Genomic DNA, 16231 nt, shown 5'->3' on the forward strand with positions numbered 1-16231 from the left:
GGTGAATTTATGTCCTTGCGTGCTTTAGCGACAGTCGTGGTCACGACGGTGATGATGCTTCCCCACGCGTGGGCCGATACGGCGTGGGAAAGTTATAAATCGCGTTTTATGATGCCGGACGGGCGTATTGTTGATACCGGTAACGGCAACGTCTCTCATACTGAAGGGCAGGGTTTTGCCATGCTGTTAGCGGTGGCCAACGACGATCGTCCCGCCTTTGACAAGCTCTGGCAGTGGACAGATAAAACCCTGCGCAACAAAGATAACGGGCTGTTTTACTGGCGCTATAACCCGGTGGCGCCCGATCCGGTGGCGGATAAAAATGACGCCACCGATGGCGATACCCTGATTGCCTGGGCGCTGCTGCGCGCGCAGCAGCAGTGGCATGAAAAAACCTACGGTACCGCTTCGGATGCGATAACCGCTTCGCTGCTGAAGCATACGGTGGTGACCTTCGCCGACCGTCAGGTGATGCTCCCGGGCGCAAAGGGATTTTATCTCAACGACCATCTGAATCTGAATCCATCCTACTTTATCTTTCCCGCCTGGCAGGCCTTCGCGGCGCGTACTCATTTGACCGCCTGGCGAAAGCTGAAGAGTGATGCTCAGGCGCTGCTGGGGAAAATGGCGTGGGGGAAATCGCAGCTACCCAGCGACTGGGTCGCCTTAAGAGCGGACGGCAAGATGGAGCCGGCAAAAGAGTGGCCGACGCGGATGAGCTTCGATGCTATCCGCATTCCTATGTATGTCTACTGGGACGACCCGCAAAGCAGCCTGCTGACGCCGTGGAAAAACTGGTTTCAGCGCTATCCGCGTCTGCAGACGCCGGCCTGGATAAACGTCAATACCAATGAGGCCGCGCCGTGGTTTATGACCGGCGGGCTACTGGCGGTACGCGATTTAACCCTTGGTGAAGAGCAGGCCGAGCCGCAGATTAATTCCCAGGACGACTATTACTCCGCCAGCCTGAAGCTGTTGGTATGGCTGGCAAAGAAAGAACGGTCGTAAACTGTGGAATGCGCCTCGAATAACGCAGTCGAGCCGGGTGCTGAGATCTGAAGGGCGCCGTAGAATTGTTGGCAAGCCGGCTTGCCCGGTGAGGCGCAATGTTGCGGGGGCTTGAACCCCGGCGGCATCGATTGATGGGTTGCTGGAAAGAGAAAACCCCCGCACGTTGTTTGGTATCAACCTGGCAACGTCTCGGGGGCTAACCTCGCATCTAGACAATTCGAGGATAGCCGCGAACGGTTGCCATTGCAATAAGGCGGCTGTATGACGCTCGCTCAGTGGGGTCTGCTGCTGTGGGACGATCTGGCGGCTCCGATCATTGCTGGCATTCTGGTCAGCATCATCGTGAGCTGGATGGATAATCGCAAGTAGACGACCGGTGGGCATCTGCCTGCCTTAGTGGCAGCATGCGCCCGAACGGGGCCGCAGGGGTAACATCCTGCGGCCTTTTTCGTTTTGTTGCAGCAACAAAACACTTTCCTGGAATGCGTCTCGCATGGTGCGTAATGGCGGAGTGCGGGTGGCCGATCGGGCCAGTAGAATTGTCGGCAAGCCGGCTTGCCCGGTGAGGCGCAATGTTGCGGGGGCTTGAACCCCGGCGGCATCGATTGATGGGTTGCTGGAAAGAGAAAACCCCCGCACGTTGTTTGGTATCAACCTGGCAACGTTTCGGGGGCTAATCTCGAACCTCAACAATTCGAGGATAGCCGCGAACGGTTGCCATTGCAATAAGGCGGCTGTATGACGCTTGCTCAGTGGGGTCTGCTGCTGTGGGACGATCTGGCGGCTCCGGTCATTGCTGGCATTCTGGTCAGCATCATCGTGAGCTGGATGGATAATCGCAAGTAGACGACCGGGGGGCATCTGCCTGCCTTAGTGGCAGCATGCGCCCGAACGGGGCCGCAGGGGTAACATCCTGCGGCCTTTTTCGTTTTATTGCGGATAAGGTACCCAACTGCCGCCGTTCAGCTGAACATACGGTTTACCCTGATACTGAATGACGATGGCGTTGGAGTTTTCCGACACCGCCGCGCTCTGCGGCAGGTTGGCAATGTACTGCTGCCAGTTGATGTCATTCTCATCAAACATCTTGCCGTCGAGGGCGCGAACCACCAGCTCAGAAACCGCCAGGTAGCTGCTTGGCTGGCTGATGATAATCGGCGCATCGGGATGTCTTGCCTTAATGCCGAAGAATTTCACCGCCGCCGGCACGTTGGTAATGGATGGGCTGGGAATATCGCGCAGACCGGAGACCTGCATTTTATCGCCTTTTAATGCCGCGCCGTGTTCAGGCACGACGATGACCATCACCTTGCGTCCCGATTTCTCCAGCTCAGTAAAGAAACTGTCCAGTTCGTCGAAGAACTTCTGCGCACGGGCTTTATAGTCCGCGGTTTTGCTCTGGCCCGGATAGTGGTTGCCGTCGTGCAGCGGCAGCGTGTTGTAGAAGGTCGCCGTGCGCGGCGTATTCAGCTTATCCAGCGACTGCAGCCAGCGGTTCAGCGTCGCCTGGTCATCATAGACCGGTGAGCCGTCAAAGCCCTGCAGAATGATCGGCAGGCCGCTTTGATCCATCAACGGGCTCTGGATACCGCCCAACGAACGAAGCTCTTTCAGGAAGTCGCCGAAGACACCGTTGTGACCGAGCATCAACTGCTGGGTGAAGCCCAGCTTCGCCAGGTTTTCAAACAGATAGCATTCGCTGCCTGAGGGTTGATAAAGGTTGGCGTGAGAGAGCTGGCCGCAGCTGGCGCGCAGCAGACGCGCCGCTGCCGGCCCGCTGTAAGAGGTCGCCGAGTTAAAGTTTTTGAACAGCAGGTCAAAATGCTTCCACAGCGGATGCTCCATCAATCCCGCTGCTTCGATATCCGACCATGAGAGCGAGCAGATGTTGATGATCAAGACATCAAACGGCTGGGCATCGGCCGGGAGTGCATCAGGAAACGTGGTTTTGCGTTTCTGCTCAGAGGCGTAAAAGGTATTCAGCCAGTTGGTCAGATTGGCCGATGTCGGCGGCTCCGTTTGCGCCGGGATGTCGTTATTCGCCGGGGCGGCGTTGGTCGCGACGATTGCCCCGCCACCGGTATTCGGCGCGTTATTCGCCGCCGCGGTCGTCGGCTGACCTGTCGGCCAAAGGGTAAACGAAGGTAGCAGCGGACTGGCGACCAGCCAGATCATAATTGCTGAGACAAATACCGTTACCCGTAGCCACTGGCTGATAAACAGCCACAGAACCAGCAGCACGAAGAACGCGCCAATCATATTCCAGTTAATAAAGCGGGTTACCAAATCCCAGATATAGTCGGCGCTGAAGCCGGCAATCTGCGAACCCTGGCTGACGATGCTTTCCGGGCCGGGCAGCCAGGTGTCGTGCCAGAACAGCATAAAGCCCAGCGGGATCGCTATCCAGTGGCGAATACGGTGCAGCTTATATTGCGGAATCGGCACCAGCAGAAAGGCCAGAAACACCAGGTTTAGCATGGGATGAAAATTGAGGTATCCCGCCCATAGCAAGGCAAACTTCACCAGAAAGTAGAAGTTCCAGCCAGATAGGCCGCGCCAGTAGCGCCAGAGCGGAAGCGACGCTGAGGGGGTTTTAGGTTTGGTCATTTCGTTGATTTGCCTTGCCTGGATGCCGCTTCCCGGCGCAGCACGCCAGCCGGTTTGACATAACGGGGTTTAAAGAACATCAGTCTTAACGTGGTGCGAATTCGCCGCTGGTAGTGGCGCGTAAGGTAACCCAGCGGAAAGAACAGCAGGGCGCACAGGACGACCAGCTGAATAATATCGGCAATCGACATCATAAGGTTGGCTCCCCGTCGATGGACAGACGATGCGGCTCGGGGGTTCGCCGCCAGCTACGTCCGTCGTGGGTCGCGTTGATAGGCGTTTTTTTGGCAAGCGAAACAGGCAGCGGCGTATTCCAGTTCTCCGGCATAATCCCGCGCATCTGCAGGATTTCAGCCGCTATCTGCTTATCTTCGAACCAAATCATACGATTAGAGAAAATATCGCCGGTAGGTAAAGGGAAGATATGGTTTAACGCGGTGTCGAGGTCGTTCACCCGGCAAAATGACAGAAACAGCACCAGGCGATTATTACCGATGGTCATGATGTCGCCCATGCGATTAGGCTTACACAGCGTCAGCGCCTGCTCTACGCGCAGACCGGGCGCCGGGCGCAGCGCCACCATCACCCCTTTGCCGTCGGCGGGCAGCATGGTGTTGGCCATAATATTGTGCACCGCTTCGCAGAAGGCATCCCACTTCTGGTAGCCGCGCAGCTTCAGCGGCTGGCTCCAGTTCAGCAGAGTATTAAAATCCTCCGGAATATGGCGAGTAAACTGCTGTTTTTGAACGCTTTCTATAAGCGTGAGGCAGCGCGATAACGGTGCGCCGCTGGGAATAACCATATTGGCGCCGCTGCTCAGCAGCAGGCGTTCATCGGTGGCGCGCAGGCTTGGCGTTTGCTCGCGCACGACAATTTTCAGCGCGCTACCGCGCTGGCGGCGCAGGGTGTGGATATAGCGTCCCAGCTGTTCAATCTGTTCGTTCTGGGTAATGGAGAAAATCAGCGTCGCCGCCTGCGCCATTCTGCCGGCGTTGAAAACGGCGTCATTGGTTTCGAACAGCGTCCAGTATTCGGAAAGCGCGGGCGCCCCCTCCAGTACGCGCAGGTTGCTGAGGATGGTTTTCTCGTCGCTGCGCGGTTGTACCACCGTTTCCTCGTCCTGCGCCAGCCGCCAGCCGTTTTCATCGTGTAAAACAATGAGCTGCTGCCGGGCGCTGATGCCCTTTTCGCTGCCCCACCAGGCAATATCGAACAGGTGGTTATCTCCCTGGTAACGTATACTTGCCAGTCCGGAAAGCGAGCGGTACTCGCGTAATAAAGGGGAAAGTTGCTTATCGATATCGTGCCCGGAATTAAGCACTAATAATGAACAACGATGATAATTAGTCCATCGATATGATTTCTCAACCCAATTGCATAATTGTTCGCTTTTAATATTCTGCCAGGCATTTTCAGCACATAGCAGAATAAACAAATAATTGCCAGGTTCGAGGGAACAGACTAAATCGCGGTGCATTTCTTCCAGCCCTTCAAAGCGGTTCGGCATGGTAAATAATGTGATTTTTTCAGGCCCGCGATCTTTTTCTAATTTTATGATTTCATTTGGGTTATCACCCATGGCTATCGCCGCAACGCGAGCCTGTTTATCCTGGGCCGCAAGCGTTTGGTTGAGCAAGCTTACCGCGTCCGCATGGCGGTCGACATTGAGCCACCACACCCCGCCAACGGGCATATGGCACACTTCGTCCCATAATGATGAAATACCCAAAGAATATACGATATCCACGGTGTCCCTCGTGAGACCTGTTTTACACTTGATTAGTTTACTAGCGAAAGCGACAGAGTAAACCTAACATTGAAATTAAAGGACATCAGTTTTAGCATGTAAACCTATTTTAAGGATGAACGAACGCCTCTCGGTATAATTTATTAATTTTTCCAACGGACAGAGAAATGCCAGCAAAAGAGCCTGCTGTACCCACCGATGCGACTTTGGGCTATACGTTTCAAAATGATTTCCTGGCGTTAAGCCGGGCATTTTCCCTGCCTGATATTGATTATCATGATATTTCCCGACGCGAGCAGTTAACCGCGGCGCTGAAACGCTGGCCGCTACTGGCTGAATTAGCAGAGAAAAAGTAAGGAAGCCATCGATGGCTATTCTGGGATTACAAGGCGTGCGCGGCGGCACCGGCACCACGTCGATCACCGCTGCGCTGGCCTGGGCGCTGCAATTACTCGGGGAAACCGTGCTGGTGGTGGACGCCAGCCCGGATAACATGCTGCGCTTCTTTTTCAACGTCGATTACCGCCACAAAGCGGGCTGGGCGCGCGCCCTCATCGACGGGAACGACTGGCGAGACGCCGGGCTGCGCTACACCTCGCATATCGATCTGCTGCCCTTTGGCCAGCTAACGCCGGGCGAGCGCGAGAATATTGACCAGCTTCAGACGACGCTGGCCCCGATGGCCGGGATGGTGCAGAAGCTCCATCAGCAGGGCGATCACCGCTGGCTTCTGATTGATCTGCCGGACGGGTTCTCACCGCTGACCCGCTCCCTGATTGACGTCTGCGATCGCACGCTGGTCGTGGTGCATCCGGACGGCAACAGCCATATTCGCCTGCATCAGCAGGCGCTGCCGGTCAATAGCGACATTTTGATTAACGATCTGCGCGTCGGCAGCCAGCTGCAGGAGGATCTCTATCAGCTGTGGCTGGAGAGCCAGCGCCGCATTCTGCCGGTGACTATTCATCGTGATGAAGCGATGGCGGAGTGTCTGGCGGCGAAGCAACCGCTCGGCGAATACCGCCAGGACTCGCTGGCGGCGGAAGAGATACTGACGCTGGCCAACTGGTGCCTGCTGCACTACGCCGGAAGGGGCGCGGAATGATTCGCCTGAGTACGCTACTGCTGGCGCCGCCGGTTGGAGAGCGGTTGAGCGAACGCTATCGCGATTATCGCCAGCACGGCGCGTCGCGGCTGGCGGCCGCGCTGGGCTGCTTGTGGGCATCTCTGGCATGGGCGTTGATGCCGCTGGAAACCCCGCGCTGGCAGGCAATTCGCGAACGTCATGGCGAGTTTTTTCCGCATATTAATCCGCATCGACCGCGCCCGCTGGACCCGATTCGCTATCTGCTGCAAGCCCTGTGGCTGCTGGTGACGCGGGTGCCGGAGCCGGATAAAAAGATCAACTGGCGTTCGCTGGCGGCGCTGGAAGGCGTGCAGGGGCGCTATGCGCAGTGGCTGGAAAAGCTACCGGAAAAGGTCAACGCCCGCACCGGTCATCTGGATAAGCATAAGGAGCTGGGGCATCTGCATCCAAAAGTGCGGCGGCTTCTCCTTGGCACGATAACCTTTTTCTCGCTGATCCTGGCGCTACTCTGTATTACCCAGCCGTTTAATCCGCTCTCGCAGTTTATTTTTCTGCTGCTGCTGTGGGGCGTGGCGCTGCTGGTACGGCGCATCCCCGGGCGCTTCTCGGCGCTGATGCTGATCGTGCTTTCGCTGACGGTCTCGTGCCGCTATATCTGGTGGCGCTACACCTCGACGCTAAACTGGGACGACCCCGTAAGCCTGGTGTGCGGGATAATCCTGCTGTTCGCTGAAACCTACGCCTGGGTGGTGCTGGTGCTGGGCTATTTCCAGGTCGTCTGGCCGCTGAACCGTCAGCCGGTTCCGCTGCCGGAAGATATGGCGCAATGGCCGACGGTCGATATCTTCGTGCCGACTTATAACGAAGATCTCAACGTGGTGAAAAACACCATTTACGCCTCGCAGGGGATCGACTGGCCGAAGGACAAGCTTAATATCTGGATCCTCGATGACGGCGGGCGCGAAGAGTTCCGCCAGTTCGCCAAAGACGTTGGCGTGCATTACATCGCGCGCACCACGCACGAACACGCGAAAGCCGGGAATATCAACAATGCGCTGAAGTACGCCAAAGGCGAGTTTGTGTCGATTTTCGACTGCGACCACGTGCCGACCCGCTCGTTCCTGCAGATGACCATGGGCTGGTTCCTGAAGGAGAAAGAGCTGGCGATGATGCAGACGCCGCACCACTTCTTCTCTCCGGACCCGTTTGAACGTAACCTGGGGCGTTTTCGCAAAACGCCGAACGAAGGCACGTTGTTTTATGGCCTGGTGCAGGACGGCAACGACATGTGGGATGCCACCTTCTTCTGCGGCTCCTGTGCGGTGATCCGCCGCGGCCCGCTGGATGAAATCGGCGGCATTGCCGTGGAAACGGTCACCGAAGACGCCCACACCTCTTTGCGCCTGCATCGTCGCGGGCACACTTCGGCCTATATGCGTATTCCGCAGGCGGCCGGCCTGGCGACGGAGAGCCTGTCGGCGCATATCGGCCAGCGCATCCGCTGGGCGCGCGGGATGGTGCAGATATTCCGCCTTGATAACCCGTTGTTTGGTAAAGGGCTGAAGCTGGCGCAGCGCATCTGCTACGTCAACGCGATGCTGCACTTCCTGTCCGGTATTCCGCGGCTGATCTTCCTGACCGCGCCGCTGGCGTTTCTGCTCCTCCACGCCTATATCATCTATGCGCCGGCGCTGATGATCGCCCTGTTCGTGCTACCGCATATGATTCACGCCAGCCTGACTAACTCGAAGATTCAGGGTAAATACCGCCACTCTTTCTGGAGTGAGATCTATGAAACGGTACTGGCGTGGTATATCGCGCCGCCGACCGTTGTCGCGTTGATTAACCCGCATAAGGGCAAATTCAACGTGACGGCAAAAGGCGGCCTGGTGGAGGACGAGTACGTCGACTGGGTGATCTCGCGTCCCTATATCTACCTCGTGCTGCTGAATCTGGTCGGCGTTGGCGTGGGTATCTGGCGCTTTATGTACGGCCCGGAAAACGAAATTTTGACCGTCTGGGTCAGCATTATCTGGGTGTTCTATAACCTGATTATTCTCGGCGGCGCGGTGGCGGTATCGGTTGAAAGCAAGCAGGTGCGGCGCTCGCATCGCGTGGAGATGTCGATGCCGGCGGCGATTGCCCGCGAGGACGGGCACCTGTTCTCCTGTACCGTCCATGATTACTCCGGCGGCGGCCTCGGCGTCAGAATTCACGGCGAGGCGCAGGTGCTGGAAAGCCAGCACGTTAAGCTGCTGCTGAAACGCGGGCAGCAGGAGTATGCCTTCCCGGTGCGGGTCGCGCGGGTCAACGGCAGTGAGGTTGGGCTACAGCTGCTGCCGCTAAGCAATCAACAACATATTGATTTTGTGCAGTGTACGTTTGCCCGCGCAGATACGTGGGCGCTTTGGCAGGATAGCTTCCCGGAAGATAAGCCGATGGAAAGCCTGCTGGACATCCTGAAGCTGGGGTTCCGTGGATATCGTCACCTGGCGGAGTTCTCCCCGCCGTCGGTGAAGGTTATTTTCCGCTCGCTCACCATGCTGGTGGCCTGGTTTGTTTCGTTTATTCCGCGCCGTCCGGAACGCGCTGCGGCGACACTCTCGGCAGAACCGGCGATGGCTCAACAATGATGATAATGCGATGAACAGAAAACTCTCTTTGATTTGTGCAGTAGCGGTGGGCATTGGCGGCTGGTCCTCCTTCGCGTCGTATGCGGAACCGACGGCGGCAACGGCAGCGGCGCAGACGACAACCGTGCCCGGTATTGCCGGTACGGTAGCGGACGGCCAGCCAACGGCGACCCTTGCCGATCCGGCGGCACCGGTGGTGGTGCTCGATAACGCCCCGAGCCGCGACGTGAAGCTGACCTTCGCCAAAATCGCTCCGCCTCCCGGCAGCATGGTACTGCGCGGCGCGCGCCCCGAGGGTTCGGTCGAGTTCGGCATGCGCAGCGATGAGGTGGTGGCGAAAGCGTTGCTTAATCTCGACTACACCCCCTCTCCGTCACTGCTGCCGGTGCAGTCGCAGCTGAAGGTTTATCTTAATGATGAGCTTATGGGCGTTTTGCCGGTCACCAAAGAGCAGTTGGGCAAAAAAGTCAGCGCGCAGATCCCAATCGATCCGCTCTATATCACCGACTTTAACCGCGTGCGCCTTGAGTTCGTCGGCCACTATCGCGACGTCTGTGAAAACCCGGCCAGCAGTACCCTGTGGCTGGATGTCGGTCGCGAAAGCTATCTGGATTTAACCTATCAGTCGCTGAACGTGCGCAACGATCTTTCGCATTTTCCTGTGCCGTTCTACGATTCGCGTGATAACCGCCAGCTGACGCTACCGATGGTCTTTGCCTCCTCGCCGGGTGTTCTGCAGCAGCAGGCGGCGGCGATCGTTGCCTCCTGGTTCGGCAGCAAGGCGGGCTGGCGCGGCCAGCAGTTCCCGGTGCAGTTCAACGCGCTGCCGGACCGCAACGCCGTTGTTTTTGCGACCAACGATAAGCGCCCGGACTTCCTGCGCGAGCATCCACCGGTTAACGCGCCGACTATTGAAATGATCGACCATCCGGATAATCCGTACGTTAAGCTGCTGGTGGTCTTTGGGCGAGATGACAAAGACCTGCTGCAGGCGGCGAAGGGGATAGCGCAGGGCAATATTCTGTTCCGCGGCAGCAGCGTGACGGTTGACGATGTCAAACAGCTGCAGGCGCGTAAACCGTACGATGCGCCAAACTGGGTGCGCACCGATCGCGCGGTGACCTTTGCCGAGCTGAAAACCTACGAACAGCAGCTGCAATCCAGCGGCCTGGTGCCGGATTCCATTAACGTCGCGCTGAACCTGCCGCCGGATCTCTACCTGCTGCGCGCCAACGGCATCGATATGAACCTGAACTATCGCTACACCATGCCGCCGATCAAGGACAGCTCGCGCATGGATATCAGCCTGAACGATCAGTTCTTACAGTCTTTCAGCCTCAACAGTTCGCAGGATGTGAATAAGCTGATTCTGCGTCTGCCGGTGCTGCAGGGGCTGCTGGATGGCAAAACGGAAGTGACAATCCCGGCGCTGCGCCTTGGGGCAATGAACCAGCTGCGCTTCGATTTTCAGTATATGAACCCGATGCCCGGCGGCTCTATCGATAACTGTATTACCTTCCAGCCGGTGCAGAATCATGTGGTGATTGGGGACGACTCGACCATCGACTTCTCGAAGTACTATCACTTTATGGCCATGCCGGATCTGCGCGTGTTTGCTAACGCGGGCTTCCCCTACAGCCGGATGGCCGATCTCTCCGATACCTTAATCGTGGTGCCGAAAGCGCCGACCGAGGGTCAGGTGGCCACGCTGCTGGAAACGGCCGGCGGCATCGGCGCGCAAACCGGCCTGGCGGCGATTAACCTGCGCATGACCGATGACGGCAGCCAGATTAAGGACAAAGACGCCGACCTGCTGCTGATTGGCTCTATTCCGCAGGCGCTGAAGGACGAAACGAAAATTAACCTGCTGGTTGAAGCGACCAAAAGCTGGGTGAAAATGCCGATGCGCCATTACGACCTGGCGAGCATCTACCCCGATACCGAAGCCAGAACGCCGAATACCCGCACTGATATCACGTCATCCGGGCCGATGGCGGCGATAATCGGCTTCCAGTCGCCTTACAACGATCAGCGCAGCGTCGTGGCGCTGCTGGCCGATAGCCCTCGCGGTAACGAATTGCTCACCCAGGCGCTTAACGATAGCGGTAAACGCGCGGCGATGTTTGGCTCCGTCTCGGTGATTCGCGAGTCGGGCGTCAACAGCCTGCGGGTAGGTGATGTTTACTATATCGGGCATCTGCCGTGGTTCGAACGCATCTGGTTTGCGCTCTCCAGCCACCCGGTACTGCTGGCGGTGCTGGCGGCATTAAGCATCGTACTACTGGCGTGGGTGCTGTGGCGCATGCTGCGTATTATCAGCCGCCGTCGCCTCCACCTTGATGATGAGTAGTTGCTGATGAACGCGGTACGTGCAGTGGTGTTGTCGATATGCATGCTGGCGGCGGCGCAGGCGAGCGCCGCCTGCCGGTGGCCGGCCTGGGAGCAGTTTAAACAAGAGTACGTCAGCGCCGAAGGGCGGGTTATCGACCCCAGCGATTCACGAAAAATCACCACCTCGGAAGGACAAAGCTACGGGCTGTTCTTTGCCCTGGCGGCCAACGACCGCGAAGGCTTCCGCAAGCTGTTCGAGTGGACGCAAAACAACCTTGCCGAGGGCGATCTGCGCGCGCATCTGCCGGGATGGCTGTGGGGGAAAAAGAGCGATGACGAATGGACGGTGCTCGATAACAACTCCGCCTCGGATTCCGACCTGTGGATAGCCTGGGCGCTGCTGGAGGCCGGACGACTGTGGGAAACGCCCCAGTATACGGAAGTCGGCAAAGCGCTGCTGGCGCGTATTGCTGATGAAGAAGTGGCTACCGTACCGGGGCTGGGGCCGATGATTTTGCCGGGGAGAGTCGGCTTCGTCGATGACGGCGGCTGGCGTTTTAATCCCAGCTATCTGCCGCCGCAGCTGGCGACCTACTTTGCGGCGTTTGGCGCTCCCTGGCCAAAGATACGCGACGGCAATCTGCGCCTGCTGCTGGAGACCGCGCCGAAAGGCTTTTCGCCTGACTGGGTCCGTTACGAAAAAGGCAAAGGCTGGCAGTTGAAGGCGGAGAAACCCATTATCGGCAGCTATGACGCCATTCGCGTCTATCTGTGGGCCGGTATGCTCGATGACGGCGATAAGCAAAAAGCCCGCCTGCTGACGCGCTTTAAACCGATGGCGGCCCGGACGGTAGTGCAGGGTGTGCCGCCGGAAAAAACCAACGTTGCGACCGGTAAAACCACCGGCAACGGTCCGGTGGGCTTCTCCGCGGCGCTACTGCCTTTCTTGCAGAATGAAGATGCCCGGGCCATTCAGCGGCAGCGCGTCGCCGACCACTATCCCGGCGCGGATGCTTACTACAGCACGGTCCTGACCCTTTTCGGCCAGGGATGGGATCAACACCGTTTTCGCTTCACTGCCGGTGGCGAATTACGGCCTGACTGGAACCAGGAATGCACAAGTTCTCATTAAGCTTATTCACGCTCTCCCTAAGCGTCGCGCTGATGCCGCTGGCTCACGCCGTGAACACGCCCGTTCAGGAGCATCTGCTGGAGCAGGTGCGCCTCGGCGAGGCCAGCAAACGAGAGGATTTGGTGCGTCAGTCGCTCTACCGCCTGGAATTGATCGATCCGAACAATCCGGACGTTGTCGCCGCGCGAGTGCGCTATCTTCTCCGCCAGGGCGATACGGCCGGGGCGCAGAAGCAGCTGGCGCGTCTGGCGAAGCTGGCGCCGGAATCGGCGGAGCTGAAAGCTTCGCGCGACGAGATGAAAAGCAGCACCGGCGATGGCCGCCAGGAGCTGCAGCAGGCGCGCCTGCTGGGCGTGGCCGGGAAAGTTGACGAGGCCATCGCCGCTTACGAGAAGTTGTTTAACGGCGTCCCGGATGATGATGAGGCGGCGATTGAGTACTGGACGCTGGTGGCGCGCCTGCCCGCCCGACATAACGAAGGCATCAGTCAGCTGAAAAAACTCAACGCCCGCTTACCGGGCAACGTCCAGCTGCAAACGGCGCTGGCGAAACAGATGTTTGGCGATAATAAGCCGGAAGAGGGATTTGCGTATCTTGAACAGATGTCGCGCTCGGCGGCGGGTCGTGGCATCGCAGCAGACATCTGGTTTAACGAAGTGAAAAGCATGCCGGTGAGCCGGGCCAGCGTACAGGCGCTACAGCGGTTTATCGCGCAATTCCCCACCGGTTCCACCTCGGCAAATGCCCGCGTTCTGCTCGATCAGCAGCAGACCCAGCTCAAAGATCCGACGTTCCGCGATCGCGCGGAGGGGCTGGCGGCGGTGAAGGCCGGGAAAGGTTCGGTGGCCGTGGCCGATTTACAACAGGCTGTCCGGGCGGATGCCAAAGACAGCGACGCGGTTGGCGCATTGGGGCAGGCGTACTCCCAGCGCGGCGATCGGGCGCGGGCGGTTGCTCAGTTGAGTAAAGCTATCAAAATGGCCCCGGATAGCCCGAGCCGCGATAAGTGGGACAGCCTGCTCAAGACTAACCGCTACTGGCTGCTGATCAAGCAGGGCGATAGCGCTCTGAAAAGCGGCCAGCTGGCGCAGGCGCAAAATGCTTACGCTCAGGCGCAGCGGATAGACACTACCGATAGCTATGCGGTGCTGGGGCTGGGTGACGTGGCGGCGGCGCGTAAAGAAAACGCCGCGGCGGAGCGTTACTACCAGCGCGCGCTGCGAATGGATCGCGGCAATAGCCTGGCGGTACGCGGTCTGGCGAATCTGTATCGCGGCGAATCGCCGGAAAAAGCTAGCGCGTATATCGCCAGCCTGTCGCCGGCCCAGCGGCGCAGCATTGATGATATTGAACGTAGCCTGACGAACGAACGCCTGGAGAAACAGGCCGAAGCGCTGGAGAGCCAGGGGAACTGGGCGCAGGCGGCGGAAGTGCAGCGCCGTCGGCTGGCGCTGGATCCGGATAGTGTGTGGATAACCTACCGCCTGGCGCGGGATCTGGTCAGCGCGGGCAGCCGCAGCGAGGCTGACGCGCTGATGCGCGCGATGGTCAACCGCCAGCCTGGCGATGCTGATCGGGTTTACGCCTACGGCCTCTATTTATCCGGTAACAATCAGGATGAGATGGCGCTGGCGCAGATAAACACCCTGCCTCAAGGGCAGTGGACGGACAATATTCGCGAGCTGGAGGCGCGTCTGCAAAGCGACAGGATCTTGCGGCAGGCAAACCAGCTGCGCGATAGCGGCCAGGAGGCCCAGGCTATCGCGCTGATTAAACAGCAACCGACGTCGGTGCGCTACGCGCTCACGCTGGCGGACTGGGCGCAGCAGCGCGGCGACAGCCAGACGGCGATAGCGGAATATCAGCGGGTGCTTGGCCAGCAGCCGGATAACGGCGATGCGCGTCTGGGACTCGCGGAAGTGTATCTTGCCGACGGCGATAAGAATGCTGCCCGCGCTCAGGTGGCGCAGCTCAAGGGCGAAGACATCGATTCTATCAATATGCAGCGGCGTATTGCCCTCGCGCAGGCCGGTCTGGGCGATCGCGTTCAGGCGCAGCAAACCTTCGCCCGCATCGTGCCCCAGGCAAAAGCGCAGCCGCCGTCGATGGAAAGCGCGCTGGTGCTGCGCGACGCCGCGCGTTTCCAGGCGCAGAACGGCGAGCCGCAGCAGGCGCTGGAAGGTTATAAGGACGCCATGGTGGCCTCCGGGGTTACTCGCGAGCGCCCGCAGGATAACGACACCTTTACGCGCTTAACGCGTAACGACAGCAGCGATGACTGGCTCAAGCGCGGGATCCGCAGCGATGCCGCCGATCTTTATCGCCAGCAGGATCTTAACGTCACCCTCGAGCATGATTACTGGGGCTCCAGCGGTACCGGCGGCTATTCCGATCTGAAAGCGCATACCACCATGTTACACGTAGATGCCCCGCTGGCCGACGGGCGAATGTTCTTCCGTACCGATCTGGTTAATATGGATGCCGGGAGTTTTTCTACCAATAGCGACGGCAGCTATGCGCCGAGCTGGGGCACCTGCGGCGAAATCGCCTGTACCGGCGGCAGCAAACATCAGAGCGACAGCGGCGCCAGCGTAGCGGTGGGCTGGCAGAACGAGACCTGGAGCGGCGATATCGGCACCACGCCGATGGGCTTTAACGTCGTTGATGTGGTGGGCGGCCTGAGCTACAGCAGCGACGTTGGCCCGCTGGGTTACACCGTTAATCTTCATCGGCGACCCATCTCCAGCTCGCTGTTGGCCTTCGGCGGGCAGAAAGATAACCCTAACGGCGGCCATACTGGCAAGACCTGGGGCGGGGTGCGCGCCGACGGCGGCGGTGTGAGTCTGAGCTACGATAAAGGCGAGGCCAACGGGGTCTGGTCTTCGTTGGGCGTCGACCAGCTGACCGGGAAAAACGTTGCCGACAACTGGCGCGTGCGCTGGATGACCGGCTACTACTATAAAGCGATCAACGAAGATAACCGCCGGGTCACCGTCGGCCTGAACAATATGCTCTGGCACTACGATAAAGACCTGAGCGGCTATACCCTGGGTCAGGGGGGATATTACAGTCCGCAGGAATATGTCTCCTTCTCGGTACCTGTGACCTGGCGTCAGCGGACGGAGAACTGGTCATGGGAGCTGGGGGGCTCGGTGTCGTGGTCCCACTCGCGGACCAAAACCGAGGCGCGCTATCCGCTGCTCAATTTGATCCCCTCTCAGTATCGTCATGATGCCAGCCAGCTTACGGAAGAAGGCAGCAGCAGCTCTGGCGTCGGCTATACCGCGCGGGCGCTGATTGAACGACGGGTAACCAGCAACTGGTTTGTCGGGGCGGCGGTGGATATTCAGCAGGCGAAGGATTATACCCCGAGCCATGCGCTGCTGTACGTCCGCTATTCGGCTTCCGGCTGGCAGGGCGATATGGATATGCCGCCGCAACCGCTGGTCCCTTACGCCGACTGGTAGCAGATTAGGCTGAATTATGCGACAGGGCGTCACTCCACGGCGCTCTTCGCGTATACTCGTTGCCTCCGGCCATACAGCCCGATTTCCCCTCCGGTGGCGATTGTGAACCTTTAGCTCCGGTAAGCGCGGCGCCACTGGGGAGAGCTAGCGAAGCTGCATTGCGCGCTGTATCCCGGAGGCGGTGCCAGAGGCACCTTGTCCGGGCTACCGACCCGA

Annotated in this window: 12 protein-coding genes; 9 read left to right on the plus strand and 3 right to left on the minus strand. The window is 58.8% G+C overall.

The features are described 5' to 3' along the window. Nucleotides 1-9 precede the first annotated feature (9 nt). From IAE27_RS15105 to IAE27_RS15115, 3 genes are all read left to right on the plus strand, one after another. A complete protein-coding gene (locus IAE27_RS15105) occupies nucleotides 10-1008 on the plus strand; it encodes a glycosyl hydrolase family 8 (RefSeq protein WP_016807736.1) in 999 nt (332 codons plus the stop codon). Nucleotides 1009-1272: 264 nt separating this feature from the next. After that, complete coding sequence (locus tag IAE27_RS15110; RefSeq protein ID WP_064365044.1) at nucleotides 1273-1380, plus strand: type I toxin-antitoxin system toxin Ldr family protein; 108 nt, start codon at nucleotides 1273-1275, stop codon at nucleotides 1378-1380. A gap of 369 nt (nucleotides 1381-1749) precedes the next feature. Next, nucleotides 1750-1857 (plus strand): type I toxin-antitoxin system toxin Ldr family protein, encoded by a 108-nt coding sequence (locus IAE27_RS15115; RefSeq protein ID WP_004116246.1) that lies wholly within the window; start codon nucleotides 1750-1752, stop codon nucleotides 1855-1857. Nucleotides 1858-1941: 84 nt separating this feature from the next. On the opposite strand, the gene bcsG is transcribed toward IAE27_RS15115, so the two are convergent. From bcsG to bcsE, 3 genes are read right to left on the minus strand one after another with little or no spacing between them, the layout of a single operon-like run. Next, complete coding sequence (bcsG, locus tag IAE27_RS15120; RefSeq protein ID WP_064343967.1) at nucleotides 1942-3618, minus strand: cellulose biosynthesis protein BcsG; 1677 nt, start codon at nucleotides 3616-3618, stop codon at nucleotides 1942-1944. Continuing rightward, the gene (gene bcsF / locus IAE27_RS15125) at nucleotides 3615-3812 is read right to left on the minus strand and encodes a cellulose biosynthesis protein BcsF (protein ID WP_004106715.1); all 198 of its coding nucleotides are present in this window, start codon (nucleotides 3810-3812) and stop codon (nucleotides 3615-3617) included. The genes bcsG and bcsF overlap by 4 nt, the downstream gene beginning before the upstream one ends. Beyond that, nucleotides 3809-5365, minus strand: a complete 1557-nt coding sequence (gene bcsE / locus IAE27_RS15130; protein WP_070557350.1) for a cellulose biosynthesis protein BcsE — start codon at nucleotides 5363-5365, stop codon at nucleotides 3809-3811. Before bcsE ends, bcsF begins: the two co-directional genes overlap by 4 nt. 167 nt (nucleotides 5366-5532) lie before the next feature. Between bcsE and bcsR the strand changes: the two genes are divergently transcribed. The 6 genes from bcsR to bcsC are packed head-to-tail and all read left to right on the plus strand — an operon-like array spanning nucleotide 5533 to nucleotide 16015. Continuing rightward, nucleotides 5533-5721, plus strand: a complete 189-nt coding sequence (gene bcsR / locus IAE27_RS15135) for a cellulose biosynthesis protein BcsR (RefSeq protein WP_004106713.1) — start codon at nucleotides 5533-5535, stop codon at nucleotides 5719-5721. A gap of 11 nt (nucleotides 5722-5732) precedes the next feature. Next, nucleotides 5733-6470, plus strand: coding sequence for a cellulose biosynthesis protein BcsQ (gene bcsQ / locus IAE27_RS15140; protein ID WP_049593691.1), 738 nt, complete (start codon nucleotides 5733-5735; stop codon nucleotides 6468-6470). Then, the gene (gene bcsA / locus IAE27_RS15145; protein WP_200092611.1) at nucleotides 6467-9085 is read left to right on the plus strand and encodes a UDP-forming cellulose synthase catalytic subunit; all 2619 of its coding nucleotides are present in this window, start codon (nucleotides 6467-6469) and stop codon (nucleotides 9083-9085) included. The genes bcsQ and bcsA overlap by 4 nt, the downstream gene beginning before the upstream one ends. A gap of 10 nt (nucleotides 9086-9095) precedes the next feature. Then, complete coding sequence (bcsB, locus tag IAE27_RS15150) at nucleotides 9096-11435, plus strand: cellulose biosynthesis cyclic di-GMP-binding regulatory protein BcsB (RefSeq protein WP_200092614.1); 2340 nt, start codon at nucleotides 9096-9098, stop codon at nucleotides 11433-11435. Nucleotides 11436-11441: 6 nt separating this feature from the next. Continuing rightward, complete coding sequence (gene bcsZ, locus IAE27_RS15155) at nucleotides 11442-12548, plus strand: cellulose synthase complex periplasmic endoglucanase BcsZ (RefSeq protein ID WP_070557361.1); 1107 nt, start codon at nucleotides 11442-11444, stop codon at nucleotides 12546-12548. Then, the gene (bcsC, locus tag IAE27_RS15160) at nucleotides 12530-16015 is read left to right on the plus strand and encodes a cellulose synthase complex outer membrane protein BcsC (protein WP_200092617.1); all 3486 of its coding nucleotides are present in this window, start codon (nucleotides 12530-12532) and stop codon (nucleotides 16013-16015) included. Before bcsZ ends, bcsC begins: the two co-directional genes overlap by 19 nt. The last annotated feature ends 216 nt before the right edge of the window (nucleotides 16016-16231 follow it).

The organism is Klebsiella sp. S69, assembly GCF_016516145.1.
Lineage (GTDB): Bacteria > Pseudomonadota > Gammaproteobacteria > Enterobacterales > Enterobacteriaceae > Klebsiella > Klebsiella oxytoca.